Origin of the sequence: Mucilaginibacter sp. (assembly GCF_028287845.1) — a bacterium.
Taxonomy (GTDB): Bacteria; Bacteroidota; Bacteroidia; order Sphingobacteriales; family Sphingobacteriaceae; genus Mucilaginibacter.
Genome location: NZ_JAQBOW010000162.1, coordinates 19,326 through 44,870, shown reverse-complemented (window position 1 = coordinate 44,870; position 25,545 = coordinate 19,326). Strand labels below are relative to the sequence as shown.

The 25,545-nt window shown below is 38.9% G+C and carries 27 protein-coding genes and 1 tRNA gene; 20 read left to right on the top strand and 8 right to left on the bottom strand.

Annotated features, from left to right (window positions below):
- Positions 1-90 precede the first annotated feature (90 nt).
- Positions 91-282, top strand: a complete 192-nt coding sequence (locus tag JWP71_RS16205) for a hypothetical protein (protein WP_299502083.1) — start codon at positions 91-93, stop codon at positions 280-282.
- Positions 283-390: 108 nt separating this feature from the next.
- Positions 391-2,088, top strand: coding sequence for a sodium:solute symporter (locus tag JWP71_RS16200; protein ID WP_299502081.1), 1,698 nt, complete (start codon positions 391-393; stop codon positions 2,086-2,088).
- Between the two features lie 226 nt (positions 2,089-2,314).
- Here JWP71_RS16200 and JWP71_RS16195 read toward each other — a convergent pair whose 3' ends face one another.
- Together JWP71_RS16195 and JWP71_RS16190 are read right to left on the bottom strand one after the other, a co-directional pair.
- Positions 2,315-2,803 (bottom strand): hypothetical protein, encoded by a 489-nt coding sequence (locus tag JWP71_RS16195; protein ID WP_299502079.1) that lies wholly within the window; start codon positions 2,801-2,803, stop codon positions 2,315-2,317.
- Positions 2,800-3,381, bottom strand: a complete 582-nt coding sequence (locus JWP71_RS16190) for a sigma-70 family RNA polymerase sigma factor (protein WP_299502078.1) — start codon at positions 3,379-3,381, stop codon at positions 2,800-2,802. The genes JWP71_RS16195 and JWP71_RS16190 overlap by 4 nt, the downstream gene beginning before the upstream one ends.
- 253 nt (positions 3,382-3,634) lie before the next feature.
- Between JWP71_RS16190 and JWP71_RS16185 the strand changes: the two genes are divergently transcribed.
- Complete coding sequence (locus JWP71_RS16185) at positions 3,635-4,003, top strand: DUF6249 domain-containing protein (RefSeq protein ID WP_299502076.1); 369 nt, start codon at positions 3,635-3,637, stop codon at positions 4,001-4,003.
- Between the two features lie 97 nt (positions 4,004-4,100).
- On the opposite strand, the gene JWP71_RS16180 is transcribed toward JWP71_RS16185, so the two are convergent.
- Positions 4,101-4,610, bottom strand: a complete 510-nt coding sequence (locus JWP71_RS16180) for a DinB family protein (RefSeq protein WP_299502073.1) — start codon at positions 4,608-4,610, stop codon at positions 4,101-4,103.
- Entirely contained in the window at positions 4,603-5,814 is a 1,212-nt protein-coding gene (locus JWP71_RS16175) for a HAMP domain-containing sensor histidine kinase (protein ID WP_299502336.1), read from the bottom strand. The genes JWP71_RS16180 and JWP71_RS16175 overlap by 8 nt, the downstream gene beginning before the upstream one ends.
- A gap of 134 nt (positions 5,815-5,948) precedes the next feature.
- Here JWP71_RS16175 and gltX point away from each other — a divergent pair, with 134 nt between their 5' ends.
- Both gltX and JWP71_RS16165 read left to right on the top strand, forming a co-directional pair.
- Positions 5,949-7,466 carry a glutamate--tRNA ligase gene (gene gltX / locus JWP71_RS16170; RefSeq protein ID WP_299502070.1) on the top strand — a complete coding sequence of 506 codons (1,518 nt, stop codon included), beginning with the start codon at positions 5,949-5,951 and terminating at the stop codon, positions 7,464-7,466.
- 27 nt (positions 7,467-7,493) lie between these two features.
- On the top strand, positions 7,494-7,823 hold the full coding sequence (locus JWP71_RS16165; RefSeq protein WP_299502067.1) for a hypothetical protein: 330 nt from the start codon (positions 7,494-7,496) through the stop codon (positions 7,821-7,823).
- A 347-nt stretch (positions 7,824-8,170) separates the two neighbouring features.
- Here the strand turns inward: JWP71_RS16165 and JWP71_RS16160 are convergent, their stop codons facing one another.
- Positions 8,171-8,647 carry an Lrp/AsnC ligand binding domain-containing protein gene (locus JWP71_RS16160; protein WP_299502064.1) on the bottom strand — a complete coding sequence of 159 codons (477 nt, stop codon included), beginning with the start codon at positions 8,645-8,647 and terminating at the stop codon, positions 8,171-8,173.
- Between the two features lie 164 nt (positions 8,648-8,811).
- On the opposite strand from JWP71_RS16160, the gene JWP71_RS16155 reads away from it, so the two are divergent.
- Positions 8,812-8,923 (top strand) — tRNA-Asp (locus JWP71_RS16155).
- A gap of 593 nt (positions 8,924-9,516) precedes the next feature.
- Here JWP71_RS16155 and JWP71_RS16150 read toward each other — a convergent pair.
- Both JWP71_RS16150 and JWP71_RS16145 read right to left on the bottom strand, forming a co-directional pair.
- Positions 9,517-10,071 carry a carboxymuconolactone decarboxylase family protein gene (locus JWP71_RS16150; protein WP_299502061.1) on the bottom strand — a complete coding sequence of 185 codons (555 nt, stop codon included), beginning with the start codon at positions 10,069-10,071 and terminating at the stop codon, positions 9,517-9,519.
- A gap of 211 nt (positions 10,072-10,282) precedes the next feature.
- A complete protein-coding gene (locus JWP71_RS16145; RefSeq protein WP_299502059.1) occupies positions 10,283-10,864 on the bottom strand; it encodes a porin family protein in 582 nt (193 codons plus the stop codon).
- Positions 10,865-10,996: 132 nt separating this feature from the next.
- Between JWP71_RS16145 and JWP71_RS16140 the strand changes: the two genes are divergently transcribed.
- The 14 genes from JWP71_RS16140 to JWP71_RS16075 all read left to right on the top strand — a co-directional run bounded on the left by JWP71_RS16140 (position 10,997) and on the right by JWP71_RS16075 (position 23,467).
- Positions 10,997-11,212, top strand: a complete 216-nt coding sequence (locus tag JWP71_RS16140; RefSeq protein ID WP_299502057.1) for a hypothetical protein — start codon at positions 10,997-10,999, stop codon at positions 11,210-11,212.
- 60 nt (positions 11,213-11,272) lie between these two features.
- Complete coding sequence (locus tag JWP71_RS16135; RefSeq protein WP_299502055.1) at positions 11,273-13,024, top strand: S41 family peptidase; 1,752 nt, start codon at positions 11,273-11,275, stop codon at positions 13,022-13,024.
- 201 nt (positions 13,025-13,225) lie between these two features.
- Complete coding sequence (locus JWP71_RS16130; protein WP_299502052.1) at positions 13,226-13,849, top strand: hypothetical protein; 624 nt, start codon at positions 13,226-13,228, stop codon at positions 13,847-13,849.
- Positions 13,850-14,022: 173 nt separating this feature from the next.
- On the top strand, positions 14,023-14,784 hold the full coding sequence (locus JWP71_RS16125; protein ID WP_299502334.1) for a UDP-2,3-diacylglucosamine diphosphatase: 762 nt from the start codon (positions 14,023-14,025) through the stop codon (positions 14,782-14,784).
- A 167-nt stretch (positions 14,785-14,951) separates the two neighbouring features.
- Positions 14,952-16,025, top strand: coding sequence for a peptide chain release factor 1 (gene prfA, locus JWP71_RS16120; RefSeq protein WP_299502050.1), 1,074 nt, complete (start codon positions 14,952-14,954; stop codon positions 16,023-16,025).
- Between the two features lie 256 nt (positions 16,026-16,281).
- Complete coding sequence (locus JWP71_RS16115) at positions 16,282-17,208, top strand: FAD:protein FMN transferase (RefSeq protein ID WP_299502048.1); 927 nt, start codon at positions 16,282-16,284, stop codon at positions 17,206-17,208.
- Between the two features lie 183 nt (positions 17,209-17,391).
- Positions 17,392-17,721 (top strand): hypothetical protein, encoded by a 330-nt coding sequence (locus JWP71_RS16110; protein ID WP_299502045.1) that lies wholly within the window; start codon positions 17,392-17,394, stop codon positions 17,719-17,721.
- Between the two features lie 24 nt (positions 17,722-17,745).
- Entirely contained in the window at positions 17,746-18,624 is an 879-nt protein-coding gene (locus JWP71_RS16105; RefSeq protein ID WP_299502042.1) for a hypothetical protein, read from the top strand.
- Between the two features lie 7 nt (positions 18,625-18,631).
- Positions 18,632-19,315, top strand: coding sequence for a response regulator transcription factor (locus JWP71_RS16100; RefSeq protein ID WP_299502039.1), 684 nt, complete (start codon positions 18,632-18,634; stop codon positions 19,313-19,315).
- A 2-nt stretch (positions 19,316-19,317) separates the two neighbouring features.
- Positions 19,318-20,661, top strand: a complete 1,344-nt coding sequence (locus tag JWP71_RS16095) for a HAMP domain-containing sensor histidine kinase (protein ID WP_299502036.1) — start codon at positions 19,318-19,320, stop codon at positions 20,659-20,661.
- Positions 20,662-20,880: 219 nt separating this feature from the next.
- Complete coding sequence (locus JWP71_RS16090; protein WP_299502033.1) at positions 20,881-21,609, top strand: DUF6515 family protein; 729 nt, start codon at positions 20,881-20,883, stop codon at positions 21,607-21,609.
- A gap of 141 nt (positions 21,610-21,750) precedes the next feature.
- Entirely contained in the window at positions 21,751-22,521 is a 771-nt protein-coding gene (locus JWP71_RS16085; protein WP_299502029.1) for a Ku protein, read from the top strand.
- Between the two features lie 176 nt (positions 22,522-22,697).
- Positions 22,698-23,240, top strand: a complete 543-nt coding sequence (locus JWP71_RS16080) for a ferritin-like domain-containing protein (protein WP_299502026.1) — start codon at positions 22,698-22,700, stop codon at positions 23,238-23,240.
- A gap of 71 nt (positions 23,241-23,311) precedes the next feature.
- A complete protein-coding gene (locus tag JWP71_RS16075) occupies positions 23,312-23,467 on the top strand; it encodes a lmo0937 family membrane protein (RefSeq protein ID WP_299502023.1) in 156 nt (51 codons plus the stop codon).
- A 173-nt stretch (positions 23,468-23,640) separates the two neighbouring features.
- Here JWP71_RS16075 and JWP71_RS16070 read toward each other — a convergent pair whose 3' ends face one another.
- Entirely contained in the window at positions 23,641-25,443 is a 1,803-nt protein-coding gene (locus JWP71_RS16070) for a PDZ domain-containing protein (RefSeq protein WP_299502020.1), read from the bottom strand.
- Positions 25,444-25,545 lie beyond the last annotated feature (102 nt).

Below are 25,545 nucleotides of genomic sequence, written 5' to 3'. Positions count from 1 at the left end.
AGAATGACAATAAAAATTAAACATTTCTCACTCATAAGTTATTAGATAATCAATTAATCCATTAATTTTGCTGTCATTATATATAGAGATATGAAACATCACCCAAAAGCAGAAAAAGAAAATTTAGACTACGTTTATTACCTGGTTGGTATATTGAGCGGCTTATTTGTTGGCGTAGTTATAGCGGTAAGCATTACGTGGGTAATAGTTGGTGGTATTTTAGGATTTTTAAGTGCGGCCTTCTTCGTGAATGTACTGGCTAAAAGCAGTGAAAAAGCCTGATCCCGAGCTACCTTCATTTATACGCAATTGGAACCAGTTTTACGGCATTGTAGTCGGTTGGCTGGTTTTTTTAATTATAGTATTCTGGCTCATTACCTTGTATCTTAAATGAGTTTAACAGACTGGATCGTTCTTGGTGCCACCATTTTGGTTATAGTAGTTTACGGACTATGGAAAAGCGGCACCAACAAAACCACCGATCAGTTTTTAGTGGGCGGCCGCTCTTTATCCTGGTACCATATTGGTTTTTCGGTAATGGCTACGCAGGCCAGCGCTATTACTTTTTTATCGGCACCTGGCCAGGCCTATTCCGATGGGATGCGGTTTGTGCAATTCTACTTCGGTTTGCCGCTGGCCATGATCGTACTCTGTATAACCTTTGTACCCATATTTCATCGCCTTAAGGTATATACCGCCTACGAGTTTTTAGAGCAACGGTTTGATCTGAAAACGCGTGTGCTTACATCGCTTCTTTTTTTAATACAGAGAGGCCTGTCAACCGGTATAGCTATTTACGCGCCGGCTATTATATTATCTATCATCCTCAACATAAATACTACTTATACAACCTTATTTATTGGCGGGTTGGTAACTTTCTATACGGTATATGGCGGCACAAAAGCGGTATCATACACCCAATTGCTGCAAATGAGTATTATTTTTTTGGGGATGTTTGCGGCCGGGATATTGGTGGTTGTTTTACTGCCCCATAGTGTTGGATTTGGTCATGCCCTTAAACTTGCCGGCAAAATGGGCAAGATGAATGTTATTGACTGGAAGTTTGACCCCAACAACCGCTATAATATTTGGAGCGGTATAATTGGGGGTTTTTTTTTGCAGCTATCCTATTTCGGTACAGACCAAAGCCAGGTTGGGCGCTATCTTACAGGCAGCTCGGTAGGGCAGAGCCGATTGGGGCTGATCATGAACGGCCTGATAAAAATACCAATGCAGTTTTGCATCCTGTTAATAGGGATATTAGTTTTTGCCTTTTACCAGTTTAACAGGCCGCCCCTGTTCTTTAATCAATACGAGGTAAAGCAGGTGCAGCAAAGCGCTTATGCCGGGCAGTATAACGCGCTGGAAGTAAAATATACTGCCGCGTTTGAACAACGCAGAGCCAAGTCGAACGAATTAATTAGCGCTATTGATAGTAAGGATGCCGGCCAGATAGATAGGGCTCAGGCAAATTTAAAACTGGCCGATAAACAGGTAAACAGCATCCGACGGGATGGCATAGGCCTGATGAAAAAGAATAACGAAAAGGCAGATACTGATGATACCAACTATGTGTTCCTGAATTTTGTGACCCATTACCTACCCCGCGGATTAATAGGATTATTAATAGCCATAGTATTTTTAGCGTCTATGGGTTCAACAGCCAGCGCATTAAACTCTTTGGCATCAACCAGCGTGATTGATATTTATAAACGTATTATCCATCCCGGCGCGTCTGATAAAAATTATTTGCTTGCATCGCGCCTGGCCACTATATTTTGGGGTTTGGTTTGTATTGGTATGGCCCTTTACGCGGGTAAAATGGGCAATTTATTAGAAGCGGTGAACCAGTTAGGATCCTACATATATGGTACTATACTCGGTGTATTTGTAGTGGCGTTTTATGTGAAACGGGTAGGGGGTACGGCTGTATTCATTGCAGCGGTTATTACAGAAGCTATTATTTGCGTAATGGGAATTTGCGGAACTGTAGCTTATTTGTGGCTAAATGCCATAGGCTGTATTTTGGTGATATTGTTTTCTTTGATGCTTAATCCTTTTACAAAGGAGAAAGCCAAAGTTGCCTAAAAAATAAAAGCCCCTTTGCACTTGCTGCTTGGGGGCTTTCAACCTAAACCTTATCACAATTAAACTGGCAAGTTTGCCAGCTTATATACTTTAGTACAATTACTGTACCAATATTTGTTAAATGCCAGAAATGTCAGTATACAGTGTGGAAAAAATATTTTCAATATAAATTCCTTTTATTTAAAATACGCTGTTGTCATTTTAATACACCAAACTGTACAAAATATCACGCATGTTTGGCAATACCCTTTTTGCGCAAAAAAGCGTCAAACAAAAACAACACTAATACTACATCAAAAAATAAAAAGCCTTTTAAAACTTCGCCACTTAGCAAGCTTTTCATTTCGGGCATTTTAAACGCTGGCAGTGCAACCGTGGTACTTGCAGACCAATTAATATTTACCAATATAAATAGTAATAATGCCGCAATAGTAAGTACAAAAAAGCCACCTATCACTTTAATTATACGGCTGTCAATAGCCACCTTTAGAGGCTTTTTTGCATAGTCTGCACGTATATTTTCCATCACCTTATACGTGAAGGCCATAGATGGTTCTTCAATCTCCATAGCGGCTATCTCGCGGTTAAGGGCCAGCAGCTCCAGGTATTTTTGCCGGAATGCTTCGTCCTGCACAAGCAGCAGGTCAATAGCTTCATGTTCTTCAACAGAGCAGGCGCCATCAATATAGTCCCAAAGTTTTTCTTCTATGCTCATATCAATTCGTTAACCTCATGTTTTAAATTACGCTCCAGTTTTTCTTTCAAACGCTGGCGTGCCCTAAATAATTTAACCTTAACGCTATTAGCTTCAATGCCTAAAGTTTGTGCAATTTCCTCCAGAGATTGCTCGCCTTTGTAAAATAGCGTAATAATTATGGCATCGTCAGGTGTTAGTTGTGCAATGGCCTGGTTCAAGTAAAACGACCTGGATCTATTCTCTGCATTATTAACATCATAGCCCGACGATGTGTTTGCTATCTGTATATAAGTATCTTCGTCATCAATAGATGTTGTATCTACTCTTTTTTTGCGTAATGATGTCATGGCAGTTGTATAAACTATACTATACAGCCAAGTGCTGAATTTAGACTCCTGCTTAAACGACGCTAACGAGCGGTAAGCCTTTATAAAGCAATCCTGCGCAACTTCCTCTGCATCCTCGCGATTTTTTGTAAAACGCATAGCCAATGTAAAAACAAAACGCTGGTGGCGCTTAACCAAGTCGGCATAAGCCGACTGGTCGCCGGCCAGTGTCTTTACTATTAACGCTATATCTGAAAGCTTGCTTTGCATTTTATATAGACTATGACTACGTGATGTTTACAGAGGTTACACTTTTTTTTAGTTTGCAGTTTTTAGTGAACCAATTTCCAAACTGTATATATTGATAGTATTAAATAAAGATAAATATTAATACTGCCAACTGCTAACCTTACAACTTTTTATAAAACCTGTAACCTCTTTAAAAATCCGGTAGTCATAGCTTACAAATACATTAATTATGGTGTATATGAAAACTAAAAACTAACTTTAAAATTTAAATAAGATGGATGTAAAAGTAATCGGGGTTATGCTCCCCATTTTAATATCACTGGGATTATTCGCCATGATATTTGGAATTGTTTATTTACGTAGCCGCGAAAAAATGGCTATGATAGAACGAGGTATGAACCCCGGAATTGATGTTGGAAAACCTGTTAGCCGCAACTATGTACTTACCTGGGGCTTATTACTGATAGGTTCGGGCATAGGTTTATTCCTGGCTTATACATTAGACGCTACACAATATTTCAGCAGTAGGGACAATGATAACCCGGCTATTTATTTCGCTATGATAGCCATATTTGGTGGATTGGGCTTATTTACATCCTACCTTATTGAAAAAAAAGAAGCTAAGAAAGAAGCGGGAGAATAAATTAGGAGGTAAAAGGTTTTTTTTAGGAGGTAAAAGGTAAAAGGCCGAAAGGTAAAAGGAGAAAAACCTTTTGCCTTTTACCTTTCGCCTTTTTACCTTAAATCAAGTATCTCTCTTTTATAATTTTCAAATGGTGCAGCTCGTGCCCGGCCAATATATATACTATAGCCAATACAGACACTTTACTACCGTTAGCTATACCGGTTATATTTAATTGCCCCGGCGTTAATGCACGCAGCATATATAAGTTAGCTATTCTTGTTGCTTTAAATTCGGCTGCCAGATCCTGTATGGTACGGTTGTTAAATGTTGCGCTCTCTACATACGCATTCTCATCAAAGCCGGGCAGTTCTTTCTGCCCGCGTGAAAAGGCCAGGATACGGTAAGCAAAGGTGCGCTCGGCATCTATTATATGGCCCAGCACTTCTTTGATGGTCCATTTGCTTTCGGCATAAGCATAGTTAGCCTGGTCATCGGTAAGGTCACTAAAAAATTTAAAGGTGGTCGAAGCTAAATCTTCCAAAATATCTAAAACCGGTCCTTCCCAAACAAGAGAAATATAATTACCATAGAAGGCCGCGTATTCATCAGGTTTGGGTCTATTCATCGTATCGTATATTTTTTAAAATTATTCTAAAAGTTGTGCCTTTACCCAGTTCAGAATCGCGCACAAATATTTGCCCGTTATGGTAATTTTCAACCATACGTTTGGTTAAAGATAAACCCAGGCCCCAGCCACGCTTACGTGTAGTATAACCCGGCTGAAATACAGTGGCAAATTTTGAACGGGGTATGCCCTTGCCGGTATCGGTAATGTCAATTAATATCTGGTCTTTAACCTTATTGGTGCTTATGTTTACTTTGATGCTTCCCTTATCCTGAATTGCGTTAACAGCATTTTTGAGTAAATTTTCAATCACCCAATCAAACAGCGGTATATTTAAACCTGCCTTTAGGTCTTTATTGCCGGTTAGCTCAAAGCTAATATTATTGCTTACCCGTACCCTAAAGTAATTTACAAAGTCTTCTACCACCTCGTAAACAGAATATTCTTCCAGCTTTGGTTTGGAGCCAATCTTAGAGAATCTGTCGGCTACTATTTCCAGCCGTTGTACATCGTTTTCCATTTCGGCAATCAGCGGGTCGTCTTCGGCATTAAACTTATCCTTTATCAACTCTATCCATGCCATCAGGGATGATATGGGCGTGCCCAATTGGTGAGCGGTTTCTTTAGCCAATCCCACCCAAACCTGGTTCTGTTCAGATTTGCGCGAAGAGTTAAAAGCTGTATAAGCAGCCAGTAAAAAAATAGCAATTACTGATAGCTGTACATAAGGGAATATTCTTAATTGCGTAAGCAGAGGAGACTCTTTATAATAAATGAGCCAATAACCCCTTGGTACGGGTATTTTAATAGGCTCATTTTGTTTTTTCATTATTTGCAGCTCGTGTTTAAAATATTCCGGATCATATTGAGGCGCATTTTGACTTTTTACAGCATCCGGAACAGGAGGAATGTAGGTTTTGGTACTATCAAGGCCTTTTGCACTTTGTATATCACCCTTTTCATCGGTAACAATTGCCGGTACTATCGAGCTATCACGCACTGCAAAAACATAGGGCAAAAAGTCGTCATCATCTGCCGATATTACTTGTTTCATGCTCATTGCCCATACCTGCGCGCGCGTACGCTCAGACTTTGCAATGTTTATTACCAGGTATTTTGTGTAAAACAAGGAACCACTGGCTATAATTACGGCAAAAACAAGCAATATATATTTCCAGCGTCTCTTATTTTGGTAAGCGTTTATCATATCAGCTTCAAATAACGTAAAATAGGTTTATATCTTATAATTTAAAATTGAGGTAAAAGGCTTAAAACATTACATCTTAAGGACTTTGCGGCATTTAAACTTCCCGACTAAAAAATTATCTTTGCCGCACAATGTCAGACAAAAAAGTTAGAGTTCGTTTTGCACCCAGTCCAACGGGTGGGTTACATTTAGGAGGCGTACGTACAGCCTTATTTAATTATCTTTTCGCCAAAAAAAACAAAGGCGATTTTATTTTAAGGATTGAAGACACCGACCAAAACCGATATGTTGAAGGTGCTGAAGCTTATATAATTGATTGTTTAAACTGGTGCGGCATAATTCCGGATGAAAGCCCGGTTACACCCGGCCAGTATGCGCCATACCGCCAAAGCGAGCGTAAAAGCATTTACCGCGAATATGCCGAAAGGCTGGTAATGCAGGGCCATGCCTATTACGCTTTTGATACTGCCGAAGAACTGGATAAAAACCGTAAGGAAATACCCAACTTTCAATACGGGCAAGTTTACCGTGATGGGCTGCGAAATTCATTATCATTACCACAGCACGAGGTTGACCAGTTGCTGGCCGAGCATACCCCGCATGTTATCCGCATAAAAATACCTGCCGACCAAACCGTTAGCTTTACCGATATGATACGCGGCCGCGTTAGTTTTGAAACTAACCAGGTGGATGATAAGGTGTTGTTAAAGGCCGATGGCATGCCAACTTATCACTTAGCTGTGGTGGTTGATGATTATTTGATGAAGATATCCCACGCTTTCCGCGGCGAAGAATGGCTGCCATCAGCGCCTGTGCATTTACTGCTATGGGATTATTTGGGCTGGAAGGCAGATATGCCACAATGGGCGCATTTGCCTTTAATATTAAAACCTGATGGCCACGGCAAGCTAAGCAAGCGTGATGGCGCACGTTTGGGTTTCCCGGTATATGCCATGAATTGGTTTGACGCTAAAACCGGTGAGCTTACTCCCGGTTTCCGTGAGTTGGGCTTTTTGCCCGAAGCATTTGTGAATCTGCTGGCAACTTTAGGCTGGAACGACGGCAGCGAGCGGGAGATATTTAACATAGATGAACTGGCTGATAAATTTTCGATAGACCGTATCAGCAAAGCCGGGGCGAAATTTGATTTTGAAAAAGCCAAATGGTTCAATGCCGAGTGGATTAAGAAGGTGAAAGGTGAAAGGTTAAAGGTTGAAGTTAAAAAGGTATTGGAAGATAAGGACGTTATTATTAATGATGACGATTATTTATTAACTGTTATAGAACTGATAAAGGACCGTTGTACCTTACTGCCTGATTTTTATCAGCAGTCTGCTTACTTTTTTCAAACCCCTGCGGAATATGACCTGAATGCCGTTAAACCTAAATGGACGGAAGAGAAAACCGATTTTTTTAACGCGATCATTGAACTATTAAAACCGACCGAAGTATTGGTTGCTGCTGATCTTGAATCCTCATTTAAAGCATTAGCCGAAGAAAAAGGATTAAAAACGGGTGATGTTATGCTGCCTTTCCGTATTATGCTGGTGGGTGGTAAATTTGGTCCGCATGTATTTGATATTGCCGCTTTGTTGGGTAAAGATGAAACGATTAATAGGATAGAGAAAGCTTTGGTTGCATTCAAATAATATTACATTTGAATAAATAAACCAACTATGGATAATACCATTAATTTCTTTGGATTTTTAGCAATAGCAATCAACCTGGGCTCAATAGCGTTTATAGCGGGTATATTATTTCAAATAATTGTAGTAGTTAAATACAATAAACCGTGGACGTGGGGCAAGCTAACTTTTCTGCTGATAGCGACAAGAGTAGTATCATTGGCGCTCACTATACTTATCTGGAAATATTGGTTCCTGCCGTTCGAAATGATGCAGGGGCCGGTTTTGATACCAGCTATGATTGCCGAAATAATTGCCTGCCCAATTATGCTAAGATTATTTAAGCATAGTATTTTTAATAAACCAACGGCATTGGTATAAACGATCTTGTTACACGCGTGGTGTAACAAAATGTAACAAGTGTAACAAGATTTCGACTTAAGATATTGTTTATAAGTAACTTGCGAAAAAGTGATGTAACAAAATGTAACAACTTATTCGTCAGTATTTTTAAGTGTAATTTTGAGTTTTATTATTGATAATCAAGTGATTGCAAATTGCCAATTTTAGAAGTGGTGAAACAAGATTTTGAAACAAAATCACTTACAATAAGTCACCATTATACCAGTTGCCGAAGCCGGATCAGCCTTACAAAAGCATTTAAACCAAAAAGCTCGCCGGTTTAAACCGCTAAGCTTTCTACTAATTATAATAAAGTATAAGTACAGTTACTCCAAAGTAATCTGTCTCCTGATGGTTTCTTCTAATGATATAAAGGTTTCGGTACGTTGTATGCCCTTAACGCTTTGTATTTGTTCATTCAATACTTCGCGCAGGTGGGTGGTGTCATGGCATACAATTTTTGCAAAAATACTCCAGCTGCCGGTGGTATAATGCAGCTCTACTATCTCCTTTACGGTTTTTAGCTGTTTAACGGCCTCGTTATACTGCGATCCCTTCTCCAGGAAAATACCCAGGAAAGCGGTAATATCATAGCCTAATTTCTGCGGATCAACCTCTAAACTGGCACCCTTAATTACACCCATTTCTTCCAACTTTTTCATCCGCACGTGTATTGTTCCGCCGGAAACGATCAATTCTTTAGCAATTTCTGTGTACGGCGTAGTGGCGTTTTTCATCAATATTGATAAAATCTGGATGTCGAGATTATCAATTTCTAAATTTTGAGCTTTTCTGTGGGACATAAATTTGAATATCTATATTGAAATACAAGTATAATTATAATTTGAATAAAAATAAAATATTTTTGTTGAAATATTTGCAAGGAATTGATAGGTCTGTTATGTTTGTAGTAAGCAATTGGACCTAAAAGCTTAATCGTTCTTTTAAATAAATAACACACACATAATGTTGGGTGGTGAAATTTTTGGCAGACACACCTCCTTGTCCCGGTGGTAGAGATCATAGGAAACCCGAAGCGGGCTAACTACTCTGTGGAGGTTCGAATCCTTCCCCAACAGCAATTCACTGGCGTGAATTAATAAAATGTAGGATGGTGAAATTTTTGGCAGACACACCTCCTCGTCGCGGTGGCGGAGATCATGGGAAACTCTTAGCAATAAGAATAACCACTCTGTGGAGGTTCGACCCCTTCTCCTACAGCTCTTCTCATAATTTAGGTTTATAATTGGTTAGCAAAGGCCCCTGCCCATCAGGGGCTTTGCTTGTTTATAGACTTTTTTTTCTGAAATGATCTTCTGTTTTTAATCTCGGGTAATGGATGTAGATTTAGAAGTGGAGCAGTTATTTATGGCGTTCCCTGCGGGTCGTGCTATCCGCTCATACTACACAGGCCTTAGCCACTGGCCGGTATCCGCTGCTATCACTAACGCGAGCCATGCGCAACCCTACCGCCACGCGTCACTCTCCCTCAAAGCGTCATTGCGAGGAACGAAGCAATCTCTACGTAAGCTAATCAAATGTGCAATAGGCACAAGTACTCCACGCTATGGCCCGCGCTGCATACTTGCGCCAGCGATTCATTTTAATCCCTAATAAACCGTCATGGTTTTTCAGCGTTGAATTTAGCGTTTCAGGGACTTTATCGGAATAATTAAGTTGCTATCAGCGGTTTCGCAAGCGGAAAATCAATTGGAATCTTTGTCAACCGGTATACATGGTTGGTGAAAGTCATCACATTGATCAATATCAATAAATCCATTAAAGCAGCATTATCATACCCGCATTCAAAAAAAGCATGCAAAATTTCATCACTTACTTCTCCTTTATGCTGAATCACGGATTGGATCACCAAATAAATCGCTTTCCATTTATTGTCAGGAATTGTTCCTGAACGAAGCTGCATCGTTTCTTCTTCTGTCCAGTGGTTTTTTAATGCACTTTGCGTGTGAGCACTCAGACAATACTGGCAACCGTTGAGTTCTGAAATGATTAAAAAAATTGCTTCCCGGTCCTTTGCGTGGAACGATCCTTTTGCTTGGGCTTGTACAAATGCCATGTAAGAACTTAATGCATTTCCAGAATAACCGATCGTAGCATATAAATTCGGAACTTTTCCGGAGATTTTCTTTAATTGATCAAATATCAGTTGCGCGTCCGCGGTAACGTCCTCATAAGCTGGTACCTTAAAAATTTCTTTGTTATCCATAAGTGTGGGTGTAAAGACTGATAACTTAAATTTAATCAAAATTAATTATTTCTTTGGGCTCAATGGATAACTCTTTTTTAAAAATTACTTAAAAATGCTTGGGTAGATTCATTGATCAGCGTACAAAAATTAAAAAGGGTCAATAAAAAAAGCCACTTCATCAACAAAGATGAAATGGCTTTCTGCTTTAAGCTTTTCGCTTTAAGCTATCTTAAAAGAATTTAAACCCAACACTTAGCGCCCAAATTTTTTGACGCTGGCCGTAGGTTTTGTTTACGTCGGTCAGGTCGCCCTCATAACGTAAATCGGCAGTGATGGGGCCAATATCAACACCGGCACCGGCCTGGTAACCCAGGGTGCTGTTTCTGTAGTTGCCAAAATCGGCATAGGCACCGCTAAAGTTTGCAGAAAAATTTTCATTCTTATTCATCAGGTATGAATAGATAGGGCCGGCCATGATACGGAAATTTAAATTTTTAGCGCCAAATGAGCCACCCAATAATAGCGGAACATTTAATGTAGTAAATTTAACATCGCCGCTATAATTGGTACCATTTGCGCTCGAGTCGAATTTGCCGCCTTTACTGCTCACATAAACTTCTGGTTGTACATAAAAACCGCCACCAAACCGGGCAAATAAACCTGCCTGGTAGCCCGCCACTGTTGATCCGTGCATATTATCAGAAGTAATTTTCGAATAATTTACGCCCCCCTTAACGCCGAGGCTAAATTGCGCTTTTGCGCTAATGCTTACAGCTATTAGCAATACTGCGCTTAATACATACTTTTTCATAGCGTTTAATTTAGTTTTATAAAATTTGATGAGTTTTATTTAAACCACCAGTAATGGTTCAACAATAGCTGTACCAAAATTTTACAATGGCCTGCATGGTATTTTTTATATTTTTGTTGAAAATATTATATTATGGCAGAAATAAGCATGACCAACAAAGAGTGGGAGCGGGTGAAAATTAAGGTGCAAAGAAAATATAACCATTTAACAGATGAGCAATTAAACTATACCGAGGGCCACGAAGATACCCTGATAACTAATTTAATGCGCCTGGTTAACCGCAATCGCGAGTATGTTGTATTTACTCTGAAAAAAGCTTTGGTAAATATTGACAATAATCGTTTATAAAAGGAGTTAACTCTTTTATAAGCAGTTTTTTGTAGCTTTATATTTATTAAGATGAATTTGATGAAAAAGGGTGTATTGAAAAGTGGAAAATTGCTGTTATCCGGTGGTTTAGTAGCACTGGCACTGTGTATATGGAGTTTTAGCGATGATCTGTTCCAGATATCAAAAAACCTCGAAGTATTTGCGTCCTTATATAAAGAGGTAAACCTTAACTATGTTGATGATATCAACTCGGCCAAAATGATAAAAGCTGGAGCTGATGCCATGCTGGATGGTTTGGATCCGTATACCGAGTTTGTCCCCGAATCGGAAATTGAAGACTATAAGCTACATTATGTAAGCACGCAATACGGCGGTATTGGCGCAAGTATTTTTTCGCGCAATAATAAAGTGTATGTATCGGGCGTGTTTGAGGGTTTCCCGGCTCAAAAAGCAGACATCCGCCCCGGCGACCAGATAGAAAAAATTAATAATATAGTACTCGACGGTAAAAATAGCGACCAGGTTAGCGCGCTGCTAAAAGGATCAAAAGGCGCTATTGTAAAACTATTGGTTAAGCGCGATGGTGATGCCAAAGATGTTGAAAAAGATTTAGTGCGCGATGAAATTAAACAACCCAACGTATCATATCACGGTATGGTTGATGGCAATATAGGCTATATTAAGCTGGACAGGTTCTTAGAAAACTCGGCAGACGAAGTTACCAGCGCCCTGGTTGATCTGAAAAAGAATAACCCCAACGGTATTATATTAGACCTGCGCTCAAACGGCGGGGGCATACTGCAGGAAGCGGTAAAAATTGTGAATCTTTTTGTGCAGAAGGATGTTGAAGTAGTATCGCAAAAAGGAAAAATACGTGAGAAGAATTATACCTATAAAACAGTAGTAGCCCCATTGGCTCCTGATTTGCCATTGGTAGTATTAACAAATGCCCGCTCGGCCTCGGCTTCAGAGATCGTTGCCGGCGCGTTACAAGATCTTGATCGTGCAATAATTATAGGCCAGCGCAGCTATGGCAAGGGCTTGGTGCAGCAAACATTCCCGTTAGCTTATAATAGTTTGGTAAAGATCACTATTGCTAAATACTATGTTCCTTCGGGCCGTTGTATACAGGAAATAGATTATGCGCACCGTAAAGATGATGGCAGCGTAGTTAAGGTTGCCGATTCATTAATGCATGAGTTTAAAACCCGTAACGGCCGTTCTGTTTATGATGGCAGCGGCATATACCCGGATATTTTTATTAAGCCCGAAAAATTTGCAAACGTTACTCAAACATTAATAGGCAAATTATTACTGTTTGATTATGCAACAAAATATCGAGCCGCACATGTAAAAATGGAAGACCCTCGCTCATTCAAATTATCAGATGCAGAATATGAAGATTTTGTAAAATACCTGTCTGATAAAAATTACACCTACAATACTACATCAGAAAAAGTATTGGATGCTTTGAAAACCGAAGCCACTAAAGAAAAGCAATTTGACCAGATACAAACAGAATATGATGTATTAAAAAGCAAATTGTTAAACAGTAAGAAAAACGACTTGCAAATACATAAAGCCGAAATAAAACAAGCGCTCGAAATTGAAATAGCATCGCGCTATTATTATGACAAAGGCCGCTATGAAGCTAACTTTAAGTATGATATTGAATTGGCCCGGGCCATAAAAACTATGCAGGATAAAAATCAGATAGCTGCCATACTAAAAGGCGATGGTGCATATAAGGTAATAGGTAAACCGGTATTAGCTGCCATGCCTGATAAAAAGGCCGACGCTAAGGAAAAAGATACTAAGAACGACCAATGAAATTAAAAATCAGGAGTCTAAGAATCAAAGAGAGCGATGGGTGTTACCTGTCGCTTCTTTTTTTGAACCGCTGATTTATTTGATTAGATGATTATATGATTAGTATCTGCGCATCAATAAATCTTATAAATCAGCGGGGCAGACAAAAATAAACTAAACTTTTATTAATAATAATTGTCTTACATCCAAAATACTATAATTATGAAAAAGATAATCTTAGCAGCAGCCTTAATAATTGGATGCTCAATGTACAAAACAGCCGATGCGCAATTACGTATAAGCTTAGGATTCAATATAGGCAGTCAGCCTGATTGGGGTCCGGTTGGTTATGACCATGCCAGTTATTATTACATGCCTGATATTGATTCTTACTATGATGTGCCAAACCATCAGTACGTTTATTATCAAAACAACGTATGGATACATTCGGGCGCTTTACCTCCAAGATATGCTAATTACGACCTGTATCACGGATACAAAGTGGTAGTTAACGATCGTAACCCATGGGAACGTAATACAGTTTACAGAACAAAATATGCAGGTTATAGGGGCCGTCGCGATCAGCAAGTAATTCGCGAAAGCCGTGACCAAAAGTATCAAAACCATTGGAATGGTGACCGCGGCAATAACGGTCGTGGCCCCGGCGATCGTGGTAATAACGGTCGTGGACAGGATAATCGTGGACAGGATAATCGCGGACAAGATAATCGTGGACAAGATAATCGTGGACAAGATAATCGTGGACAGGATAACCGCGGTCATGGAAATGGAAACGGTCATGATAATGGAAATGGCCATGATAAACAAGATCATGGTGATCATTAATACTACTATTATTTAACAACACCAGGCTCTTCAGAAATGAAGGGCCTGTTTTGTTTAGTTGCAGGTGTTGGCGCAGCACATGTAACAGCTTTTCAACCAGCCTTGTACCACCTGCAAAAACCTTTCACTTTTATTCTTTTACCTTTCGCCGCTATAACGTACTTTTGATGCCCATGGCCATAGGTAATAAACTTTATTTCGCATCAGATTTTCATTTAGGTACAGGCAGCTATGCCGAAAGCCGTGAGCGTGAAGATCGTTTAGTGCGCTGGCTGGATATGATAAAAGCCGATGCCGCCGAGGTTTTTTTAATGGGCGATATTTTTGATTTTTGGTTCGAGTATAAAACGGTTGTGCCTAAAGGCTACATCAGGTTTTTAGGTAAACTGGCAGAGTTGGCCGATGCGGGCGTAAAATTGTACTTGTTTAAAGGCAATCATGATATGTGGATGTTTGATTACTTTGTGCAGGAATTTGGCGCTACCATTATTAGCGATGAACTGGAAATAGAACGCATCGGAAAAAAATTTTACCTCCATCATGGCGACGGCTTAGGGCCGGGCGATGCTATGTATAAGATTTTGAAAAAAATATTCCGCAGTAAAATATGCCAGTGGTTGTTTGCACGTGTTCATCCTAACCTTGGGGTGGGTATAGCCAATTATTGGTCAAGCCAAAGCCGTATTGCCGGCGAAAGTAATGAGCACCGTAAAAATGTAGAGCAAGAGTGGCTGGTAGTTTACAGCCACGAGTTATTAAAAAATAATTTTTATAACTACCTTATATTTGGTCACCGCCATATACCAATGGACCTGCAAATAAATGAACAAAGCCGCTACATTAATTTAGGCGAATGGGTAAATTATAACACGTATGCGGTGTTTGATGGAGAGAAACTGAGCCTGCATTATTTTGAGCAGAAAGATGAAGGCTAAAAGCAGAAAGCCTTGTCATTTGTATTTCAACTTTTAGCGCATCCATACAAGCTTTAGCTTGCAGCCATATCTTTACGCTTTTTGCTTTATGCTTTCAGCTCAAAAAACCGTATTTTTGTGCGCTTTTTGAGCAGGTCGTTTATATGGACCGATTGAATAAATAGAATATGTTAGAAAAATTAGAATTAATATATGAACGTTGGAAAGACGTGGAAGCTGAATTAAGCAGCCCTGATGCAATGGCTGATATGAAGCGTTTTGCCCTGTTGAATAAGGAATATAAAGACCTGGGCAAAATTGTTGATGAGTATAACATTTACCGCAACATCATGAGCAATATTGATACTAACAAGGATATATTAGCTACCGAAAAAGATGAAGAATTTCGCGAAATGGCGAAGTCTGAATTGGATGAACTATTAGTTCAACAAGAAGAAAAAGAGGAGTATATACGTTTAATGCTGATCCCTAAAGATCCGGAAGACTCTAAGAATGCCATTGTTGAGATACGTGGCGGTACCGGCGGTGACGAAGCATCTATATTTGCCGGCGATCTTTACCGCATGTACATGCGGTACTGCGAAAAACGGGGCTGGAAAACAGAACTGGTTGACTATACCGAAGGAACAGCTGGCGGTTATAAAGAAATTGTTTTTAATGTTAATGCCGAGGATGCTTACGGAACATTAAAATACGAGTCGGGTGTGCACCGTGTACAACGTGTGCCCGATACCGAAACACAGGGCCGGGTGCATACATCAGCAGCATCTGTAGTGGTATTGCCGGAAGTTGATGAGTTTGATATTGTGCTAAATGTAAGTGATATCCGTAAGGACCTGTTTTGTTCTTCAGGACCGGGCGGACAATCTGTAAATACAACTTATTCGGCCGTTAGGTTAACCCACTTACCTACCGGTTTGGTTGCACAATGCCAGGATCAAAAATCGCAGTTAAAAAATTACGATAAAGCATTAGCGGTATTACGCTCAAGAGTATACGAGTTAGAATTACAAAAGCACCTGGAAGAAGCATCTAAAAAACGTAAAACCATGGTTGCCACCGGCGACCGATCGGCCAAAGTGCGTACCTATAATTATCCACAGGGGCGATTAACAGAACACCGTATAGGTTTAACTATATATAACCTGTCAGAAGTAATGAATGGTGGCATACAGGAAATTATGGAGGCACTGCAGTTTGCAGAGAATGCCGAAAAATTAAAAGAAGGAACGGTAGCGTAATTGATATGCAGATGTGCGAATGATTAATTTCATGCGTATATCTGTATTTTTGTAATAACCCATTCCTTCATCTGCATATTTGCACATCAGATATCTTCATATTCTTTTACATTTATTTAGATATCGCTTTTCATCCTATTTTCATAAAGCCCCGCTACTTTAGCTTTTAATATGGGCGCAGTCTATTTATTGCCGCAAAGGCAACTAATAAAGCGCCAACAAAGTATTAATATTAATTGCTACTAAATATAACATTATGCTGGCTCTAAAAAAGGTATTAGCAAATAACTCCACAATTTACAGACGTGAAGTACGCTTGATGGGAAACAAGTTTGAAATTAGTGTAGTTGGTAATGATCCTGTTTGGGCCGGCGAAAAAATAAACAGCGCCATAACCGAAATTAACCGGGTTGAAAAATTGCTAAGTACATTTAGCGAGGATAGTGAAATAAATGCCATTAACCGTAATGCGGGTATTAAACCGGTAAAAGTTAGCGCCGAAATTTTTAAGCTGATAGATCGCTCCATACAAATATCTGAGTTGACTTATGGTGCATTTGATATTACTTACTACTCTGCCGGTAAAGATTCTGATACGGATAATCATACTGCAATAGCATCTTACACAGTAGTTAACTACAAAGATGTGCAGCTTGATGCAACAGCAACCACCGTATTTTTAAAAGAAAAAGGTATGCGTATTGGCTTTGGTGCCAATAGTAAAGGTTACGCTGCCGACAGAGCTAAATATGTACTACAATTAGAAGGCGTAAGCCACGGTGTTATTAATGCCGGTGGTGATTTGCTTACCTGGGGTTTACAACCGGATATGGAGCCGTGGACAGTTGCTGCTGCTGATCCACGCCAGCAAACTCAACCATTTGCCGATATGGATATTAGCAATATGGCGGTAGCCACATCAGTTAATGTTGAAAAATATGCTACCATCAATGATAAAAAGCTAAATACTGTTAAGAGTAAAAACGGATTTACAGTAAGCGAAATTAAAAGTGTAAGCATATTGAGCCCAACTGCCGAATTTGCCGATGCGATGGCAACCCCTGTAATGACTATAGGTGTTAATGCGGGTTTATATTTAATAAACCAACTAAACCAAATAGGTTGTGTAATAATTGACGACCATAACCGCTTATATCCTTCAAAAAGTATCAATATCACATAACTGCCGGTAAGCCATTAAATTATAACTTTTTATGCCGATGCCGGGATATTGTTGTTAATACTTCAATATCCCTTTTTTAATTATAAAATTTAAATACAATATTATAAATTAGAAGTGCTATACCCCCGGTAGCATTTAAATTGACTGATATTTGAAAAAAAAATTACAAATTTCCCTTTCTCAATGATAAAGCGGCTTGTGTATATTATATTGTTGTTGATATTTGCACCGGGCTTATTATCTGCTAAAACAAGAACCAAGTATAATGATCCTGTTACGGGCCATGCTTTGCGATTTATTTTAGTTGTCCAACAAAAAGATACCACAAAAAAACAAAGACAGGAAGAAGATAAAAAGAAAATAAAGGAAATATCAAAAGCCAAACGGCAGGCAAAACCCGAAAAAATAGAAGTAATAGATATCACACCGGATTTAAAAACTAAACCTAAAAGGCAGCGCCGGCCCGAAGGCTTGGAGCGTCCGCCGGAAATACCAAGAAGAAATGGCAATTAACCTGTAAATAATAGCTTATATTAAATGAAATACTTTCGTATACTGCTTTTTTTAATTTTATGTATCCAGGTACATGGGGCCCGGGCTGCCGGGCATTTTGTTGTGGGTAGTGCAGATCATCATATTGTTACTGATACAGATACCATCATCCGGAAAAAATCACTTTCTGTTGGTATAAGCTATGGCAGCGATGCCTTATTTTTTGGCCGAACGGGGCCAATTAGCTATCCATTTTTATCAACCGATGTAGTATATAATACTAAGATGGGCTTATTTATTTATGGCTCGGCATTAAGATTATTGGGTTACCGCACCTTTGTTGACGAGGTTGACCTGGGCGGTGGGTATTTATACCGCCCATCAAAAAGATTCTCCGGATCGATAAGCTATAACCGTTTTATATTTAATAAACAAGAACGGATAATTGAATCGGCCACATCAAACGATATTAACTTGAAAAACTCGTACGATTTTAAGCCATTTAAATCAACCGTGATACTGGATTACCTGTTTGGTAAATCAAGCGATTTCTTTGTAACCCTTACTGAATCCAAATACTTTGAAAGTAAGTGGAATATTTTTGATGATAAAGATTATTTAACATTTACCCCGGCAGTGAGTGCTATTTTTGGCACGCAAAATTTTGTGCAGAAATATTCTTTAGACCATCAGGAAGGGTTAAATGATAATCAATATCTGTTTGGCCCGGATGCCCCTTACAGCCGTGACAACGGCCGCTTTGATGTACTTAATTATAGTTTTAAGCTGCCAATAGCTTATAACAGACCACATTATACTTTTGAGTTTTCGTACAAATATTCTATACCGGTTAATGTGGAGGGGGCTTTGCAAAATAAGCACGAATCTTTTTATAACTTAACATTTTACTACCTATTTTATTGAGAGAAATATGAATGTGTTGATTATTGAGGATGAAGAAGCATTAGCACATGAACTGGAAATATTCCTTACCAACCATAACTACATTACCGAAGTATGCTACAATGGTAACTCTGCATCAGAGAAGATAGCCATAAACCTGTACGATTTTATTTTGATAGACCTGGGTTTGCCAGATTATGACGGCCTTGACCTGCTTAAAGAAGCCAAGAAAAATAACCCGGACGCTGCCTGTATAATTTTAACCGCGCGCGCCGAGGTTTATGACCGTGTACGGGGCCTTGACCTGGGCGCCGATGATTATTTGGCTAAACCATTTTCGCTATTAGAATTGCAGAGCCGCATGCAGGCAATAATTCGCCGCAAATTTGGTTTAAAACAAAGCATTGTTGAGCTGGGTGATTTTTTAATAAACCTTACCGATAGGGTAATTACTCATCACGAGAATATAGTAAATACCATTACCAAAAAGGAATTTGATCTGATAGCCTATTTAATTTTGCACAAAAACCGTACGCTAACACGTACACAATTAAGTGAGCATATTTGGGGCAGCATAATTAATGATGATTACGACTCGAATTATATAGATGCGCATATTAAAAATATTCGTAAAAAATTAAATATTTATGCACCGCCCGATTGGCTGGAAACGGTGCGTGGCCTTGGTTATAAAATTAAGATGAACGCTTAGTATTGAAACTAAAAACAAAACTTACGCTATTTAATGCCTTATCAAAATTGGTAATAGTGGTACTTTTTGTATTGCTGGTACCGGTTTTAATAAAATGGATAAGCCATAATTATGTAGATAATAACCTCATCAAACAAAAAAACAAGTTCCTGCAAATAGTTAAAATACAGGGGATAAAAAATTACATACCTGATGGCGAAAAATACGGCAGCTATTATTTACCGGTTAAAGAAGAATACTTAACCATTGAAGAGGCTGCCCCCCAATATTTTTTAGACACTATTAAAAATGAAAAGCGGTTAGTTGAGCGCGACACTATAGAATACCGTATACTAAGCCATACATTTAAAATAAACAGCCAAAATTACTTGCTGGAGATTGGTAAAAGCGTATCCACCCTTGACGAAACAAGTACCCCATTGCAAAATATTGCTTTAGCAGTATTAGTGGGCATGATATTGTTAACCATTTTGGCCGATCTGTTTTACACAAACCGTGTATTAAAACCATTGGGGTTGATCATTAAAACCAAGCTGATAGGCCATAAATTCCCAAACTTTGGTTCATACCAGGAAGTTAAAACCAGTACATCAGATTTTCAATACCTGGATATCAGTATCCATCAAATGATCGAGACCATTGAGGCCACTTTTCAAAAAGAGCGGGAGTTTATTTCAAATGCATCACACGAATTGATGACCCCAATATCAATCCTTCAATCAAAAATAGAGAATATGTTTGAACGGGATGATATCGCTGATGATACAAAATTGCGTTTGCTGGAAATGCAAAAAATACTCAACCGGTTAAAAAGCATTACCAAAACCCTGCTACTCATTTCGCAAATTGAAAATGAACAATTTTTAAAAGAAGATAAAATATCATTGCAAGAACTACTGCAGGAGGTTTATGATGAAATATCTATTCGCTTGCCCGAAAAGAACCTGACTTTTGATATTGTGATCCCACAGGACACTATCCTTGTAAACGTTAATAAATTTTTAATATTCAATTTGTTTTTTAACCTGGTTAATAACGCCATAAAATACAACAGGGAAGACGGTGAAATAATAATTGCTGCCGAAAATGAAAACAACACATTAGTAGTTAATATAACAGATACGGGCATAGGCATTAGTCCGGAGGATATGCCTTTTATATTTAACAGATTTAAAAAATTCAGGCAATCTATGCAACACGATAGTTTTGGCCTGGGCCTGCCTATTGTAAAATCAATAGCCGCGTTTCATCAAATAGTAATAGGGGTAGATTCTGTGCAGGGAGTGGGCAGTAATTTTAAATTAACTTTCCCTACCGTGTTGATTGGGCAGGATGTTTATTTATAATAAAAATCAGGGGTACCATAAGGCCCTCTAAATGTGTGCTATTCACATGCTTCTGGAGCTTCGGCATACAGCTAATAAATGCATAAAAAAGTATAAAATTTTTCACTTTCACAATTAAACCCTTTAAACTGTAAATAGTCAAACATATGCTAGCGAAAGAAAAGTTTTTGATACACATACTTTATAGCACAAATATCTGTTAATGTTTTTTTAAGTAATATGAAAAAGTTATATAAATATGCTTCCGGATTATTGTTAACCGGAGCACTTTCGATGATGATAGTGTTAAATGCTGATGCTCAGCGTGGCGGTGCACATGTCGGCGGCGGCGGCGGTAGTTTTAGCCGCGGCGGCGGCGGTAGTTTTGGCAGAGGCTTTGGCGGCCATAACATTGGGTATCGGTCGGGCTATAGAGGCGGTTTCGGCCTGGGCTTAGGTTTTTACGGATACCCGTCACTAGGTTTTTATTTAGGTGCACTTCCTTTTGGATATTATCCGTTCTATATGGGCTCATCACTATATTATTATGCCGATGGTGCATTTTATCGCCCGTATGATGATGGTGGTTATGTAGTTACTGCGCCGCCGATAGGTGCAGCAGTACCAAAATTGCCAAAAGGAGCAAAATCTATTATGATAGATAACCAACAATTTTTTGAATTTAATGGTGTGTACTATAAAGCCATTGTTAATGATAAAGGCGAAAACGTATTTGTTGTAGCCGGTAAAGACGGTGTATTAAACACCGATGGTGAGAACGCTGATACTGTAGTACCACAGGCACCGCAAGTTGGTGATGTGGTAAACCAAATACCTGATAACAGCCGCAGGGTATCCCTTAATGGTAAAAAATACTATGTATCGCCTGATGATATTTATTATGAAATAATAACAGACAAAGATGGAAACACTGCTTATCGTATAGCCAGTGTTCCGGATGGTAATTAATATTAAATACCTGTGAAATTAAAGCCGACTGCTAACAGTTGGCTTTTTTTATGCAGTCACTTTCCAAAGGAGAGGGATTTAGGTAGAGGCTAAAACCGTTTCCCTCTTTTAATAGTTATAGTTTATATAAAAACATTAGCTATGAGATCTATCTGGAAAGGTTCGATTGGGTTTGGGTTGGTAAGTATCCCTGTTAAGCTATATTCGGCAGTGCAAACCAGCACGCTTGATTTTGATATGCTGGATAGCCGCGACCATTCACGTATCCGCTACCAACGCGTAAACGAGCATACCCACAAAGAAGTGCCTTATGATAAAATTGTAAAGGGATACAAAATTGATGATGAATACGTAATAATGGATGAGCATGACTTTGAAGATGCCGCTCCCGAAAAAAACAAGGTCATTACCATAGAAAGCTTTGTAAATGTAGCCGATGTTAACCCCATGTTTTACGAAACATCTTACTACACCGAGCCGGATACCAAGAACAATAAAGCTTACGGACTATTATTACAGGCGCTAATAAAATCAAAGAAAGCCGGCCTGGCCCGCTTTGTATTGCGCAATACCGAGAGCCTTTGTATTGTGCACCCGGTTAAAAATATATTGGTAATTACCCGTATCCGTTTTGAGCAACAGATACGTGATGCAAGCGATCTGAATGTAGCCGGGGATATGGCTATCAGCAAAAAAGAATTGGATATGGGCCTGGCCCTTATAGATCAGTATGTCGAAAAATTTGATGTGTCGAAATTTAAAGATGAATACAACAGCGCACTGCTTGATATTATCAAAGCCAAATCAAAAGGTAAACGCGCAACGATTAAAAAACTAAAACCGCATAAAGCTACCGGTACTGATCTGTACGATCAATTGATGGAAAGTTTAAAGACTAAAAAAGGCGCGTAAAATAATTATTAATACAAGGTGTTTAAAAAAGAAAACATAACATCGCAAGAAAGATCTTACCTCATTATATTGATATAGATTTGTTTTTTTAGTTATAAATTAATAAATTAAATTAGTTAGTAATAGTGGCATTGTGTTTGTGTTTAATAAGTATATAAATTAAAAAACATTGAGCTATGACAACTAAAACAAAAACCCCCGGGCAAACAACAGAGGTACAAGAATCAGCATTAAATGAACTGTTCGTTGATGAATTAAAGGACATTTACTGGGCCGAAAAGAATTTGGCAAAAGCATTGCCTAAAATGGCAAAAGCTGCTACATCTGCCGAATTGCGTACCGCAATTGAAAACCACAAAACCGAAACTGATAACCATATTACTCGTTTAGAAGATGTGTTTAGTTTGATAGACGAAAACGCGGTAGCTGTAAAATGCGAAGCAATGGTTGGCTTATTAAAAGAAGGCAATGAAATCGTTGAAGAAACAGAAACAGGCAGCTTAACCCGCGATGCGGGCATTATATCGGCCACTCAAAAAATTGAGCATTACGAAATTGCTTCATACGGAACACTAAGAACACTGGCTGGCGTATTAGGTTATGATGATGCCGTGGAATTACTGGAAGCAACTTTAAAAGAAGAAAAGAATGCAGATAGCCTATTAACAGATATAGCTACAAACGGTATCAACCTATCTGCCAGTACCGAAAAAGGATAATTTCTAAAACATTTTATAACCAACGGATATTATATAAATATCTATGAAAACGTTAATTAAAACAACAGACTATGAATTCACTATTGTATATCATAGCGGTTATCCTGGTAATAGGATGGGCGCTAGGTTTCTTCCTTTATTCGGCAGGTGGTATAATCCACGTATTGCTGGTAATTGCAGTAATTGCATTACTATTAGGATTAATAAGAAGACCAACAACACTCTAATGATAAATTAGAACAATAAAACGCTCCCGGTATGCCGGGAGCGTTTTTGTTTAAGGCACAAGTGTGCTAAACCGCTTTTGTCATCTTGAGCCAATAGCGAAAGATCTTATACGCTGTTTAGGAAATTGTATAAGATTTCTCACTCGTTCCTCGTATCGAAATGACAGTTTCTTCTATTTAATCGATAACCATTTCTTCCGCACAACCAATTGTTCTGAAGTAACATTGGGCAGCTCTTCAATTTTATATTTTACGCGGTTGTTTTTCAACAAGGTTACCGGTATGTTTAGCGTTAAGCCATCGCGTATAACGGTTACAAGAATTTTATCGCCCGGTTTTTTACCGGCAAGTACGCCGGTTGTGGTAGTTAATGCTGCGCCGTCAATAGCGGTTACCTCATCATTAACATTAATGCCGCTAACCCATGCCGAGCCACCCCTCACTACGCTCGAAACAATTATTTTACTAATACCCGCAACGGTAGTTATACCAAGAGCTGGATCATTATTTGCGGCTAGCGCGTTAGTTAATTTATAACCGGCATAGCTTAAATAGCCGTCATAGTCCATAGGGGTTAAGCCATTAATGTATTTTGCATAAAAATCGTCCAGGTTCTTTCCGGCAAATTTCTCAACAGCCTGCTTAAATTCAGCATCAGTGTAGCCGCGTTTTTTTACCTTGTAGTACTCATTATACATGTATTTCATCACATCATCTAATGAGTTTTTTCCCTTGGTATCATTAATAATTTCCAGGTCCATAAACATACCCACCAATGCGCCCTTGGTATAATAGGAGATCGTACTGTTGGCCGAATTTTCATTTGGCCTGTAGGCCTTTATCCACGCGTCAAAGCTCGACTCAGACAATGCCTGCACGCGGGTACCGGGCAAGTTTTCCTGTTGATTAATATTTTCAGCTAAGCTGCCTAAGTAATTCTCGGGGCTATAAAGCTGTGTGCGCCTTACAATAATATCCTGGTAATAGGCGGTAAAGCCCTCGGCTATCCAAAGGTTGGTGGTATAATTTTCGTTATCATAATCAAACGGACCGAGCGCTATTGGGCGCAAACGTTTAACGTTCCATAAATGAAAATGCTCATGCGCGGCTAATGCTAAAAAGTTTTGATAACCTGCTTCGGTGGCATAGGCATCTCTCGATGCACCAAGTGTTGTCGAGCTTAAATGCTCTAAACCGCCGCCGCCTTTTAATGCATTATGTACAATAAAGGTATAGTGCTTGTTAGGATTTTCACCAAATATTGCGGTTTCCTCTTCTACAATTTTGGGCAGGTCTTTTTTAAGGCGTTCCTTATCATATTTACCGCCGCCAACCATAGCAACTTCATAGTTAACACCACTTGCAGTAAAGCCAAACACATCCTGTGTGCCTATTTCAATAGGCGAATCGAACAAAATATCATAATCAGGCGAATATCGTGTAAACGTATCGCCGTTAACTTTCTCTAAACTGGAAGATACTGTGGTCCATCCTTTATAAGGTATAATATGGATAGTTGATGGCGAATGCAGCATGTTAGCCGGGTAAATAAACATATCCGGTGATGACAGGAACGCGTGCGAATCATCAATAAAACTGGTACGTACAGAAATTTCAAATGCATAAACCCGGTACTTTATGATTATTGTTGATAATCCCGCAGTATTTAGGTGCCATATATTTTTTCTAACCTTTTGCAGGTATAGTTCTTTGCCATTAGCAGCAGCACTTATGGTTTCAATGTTGCGTGTAAACTCGCGCACCAGGTATGATCCGGGTGTCCAAACAGGCATTTTAAGGTCCAATGTGGGTTGATCTAATTCGCTAATATTCAACTCTATATCAGCATAATGTGCTTGCGCCTCCGGGAAAGTTACAGTATAAGTTATATGTGCATTTACTGCAGCATTACTAATGGAAGTGCCCATAAAGAAAAATATTAAAGAGAGAATAATAGTTAATTGAATTTTATTCATGGTGCAATGTATAAAAATTAACTATTTGACGTGATATTAAATTAATACATAGCTGCAATGATATTTAATTAACACAATTTTGTTGTAAAATGGTTGATACAT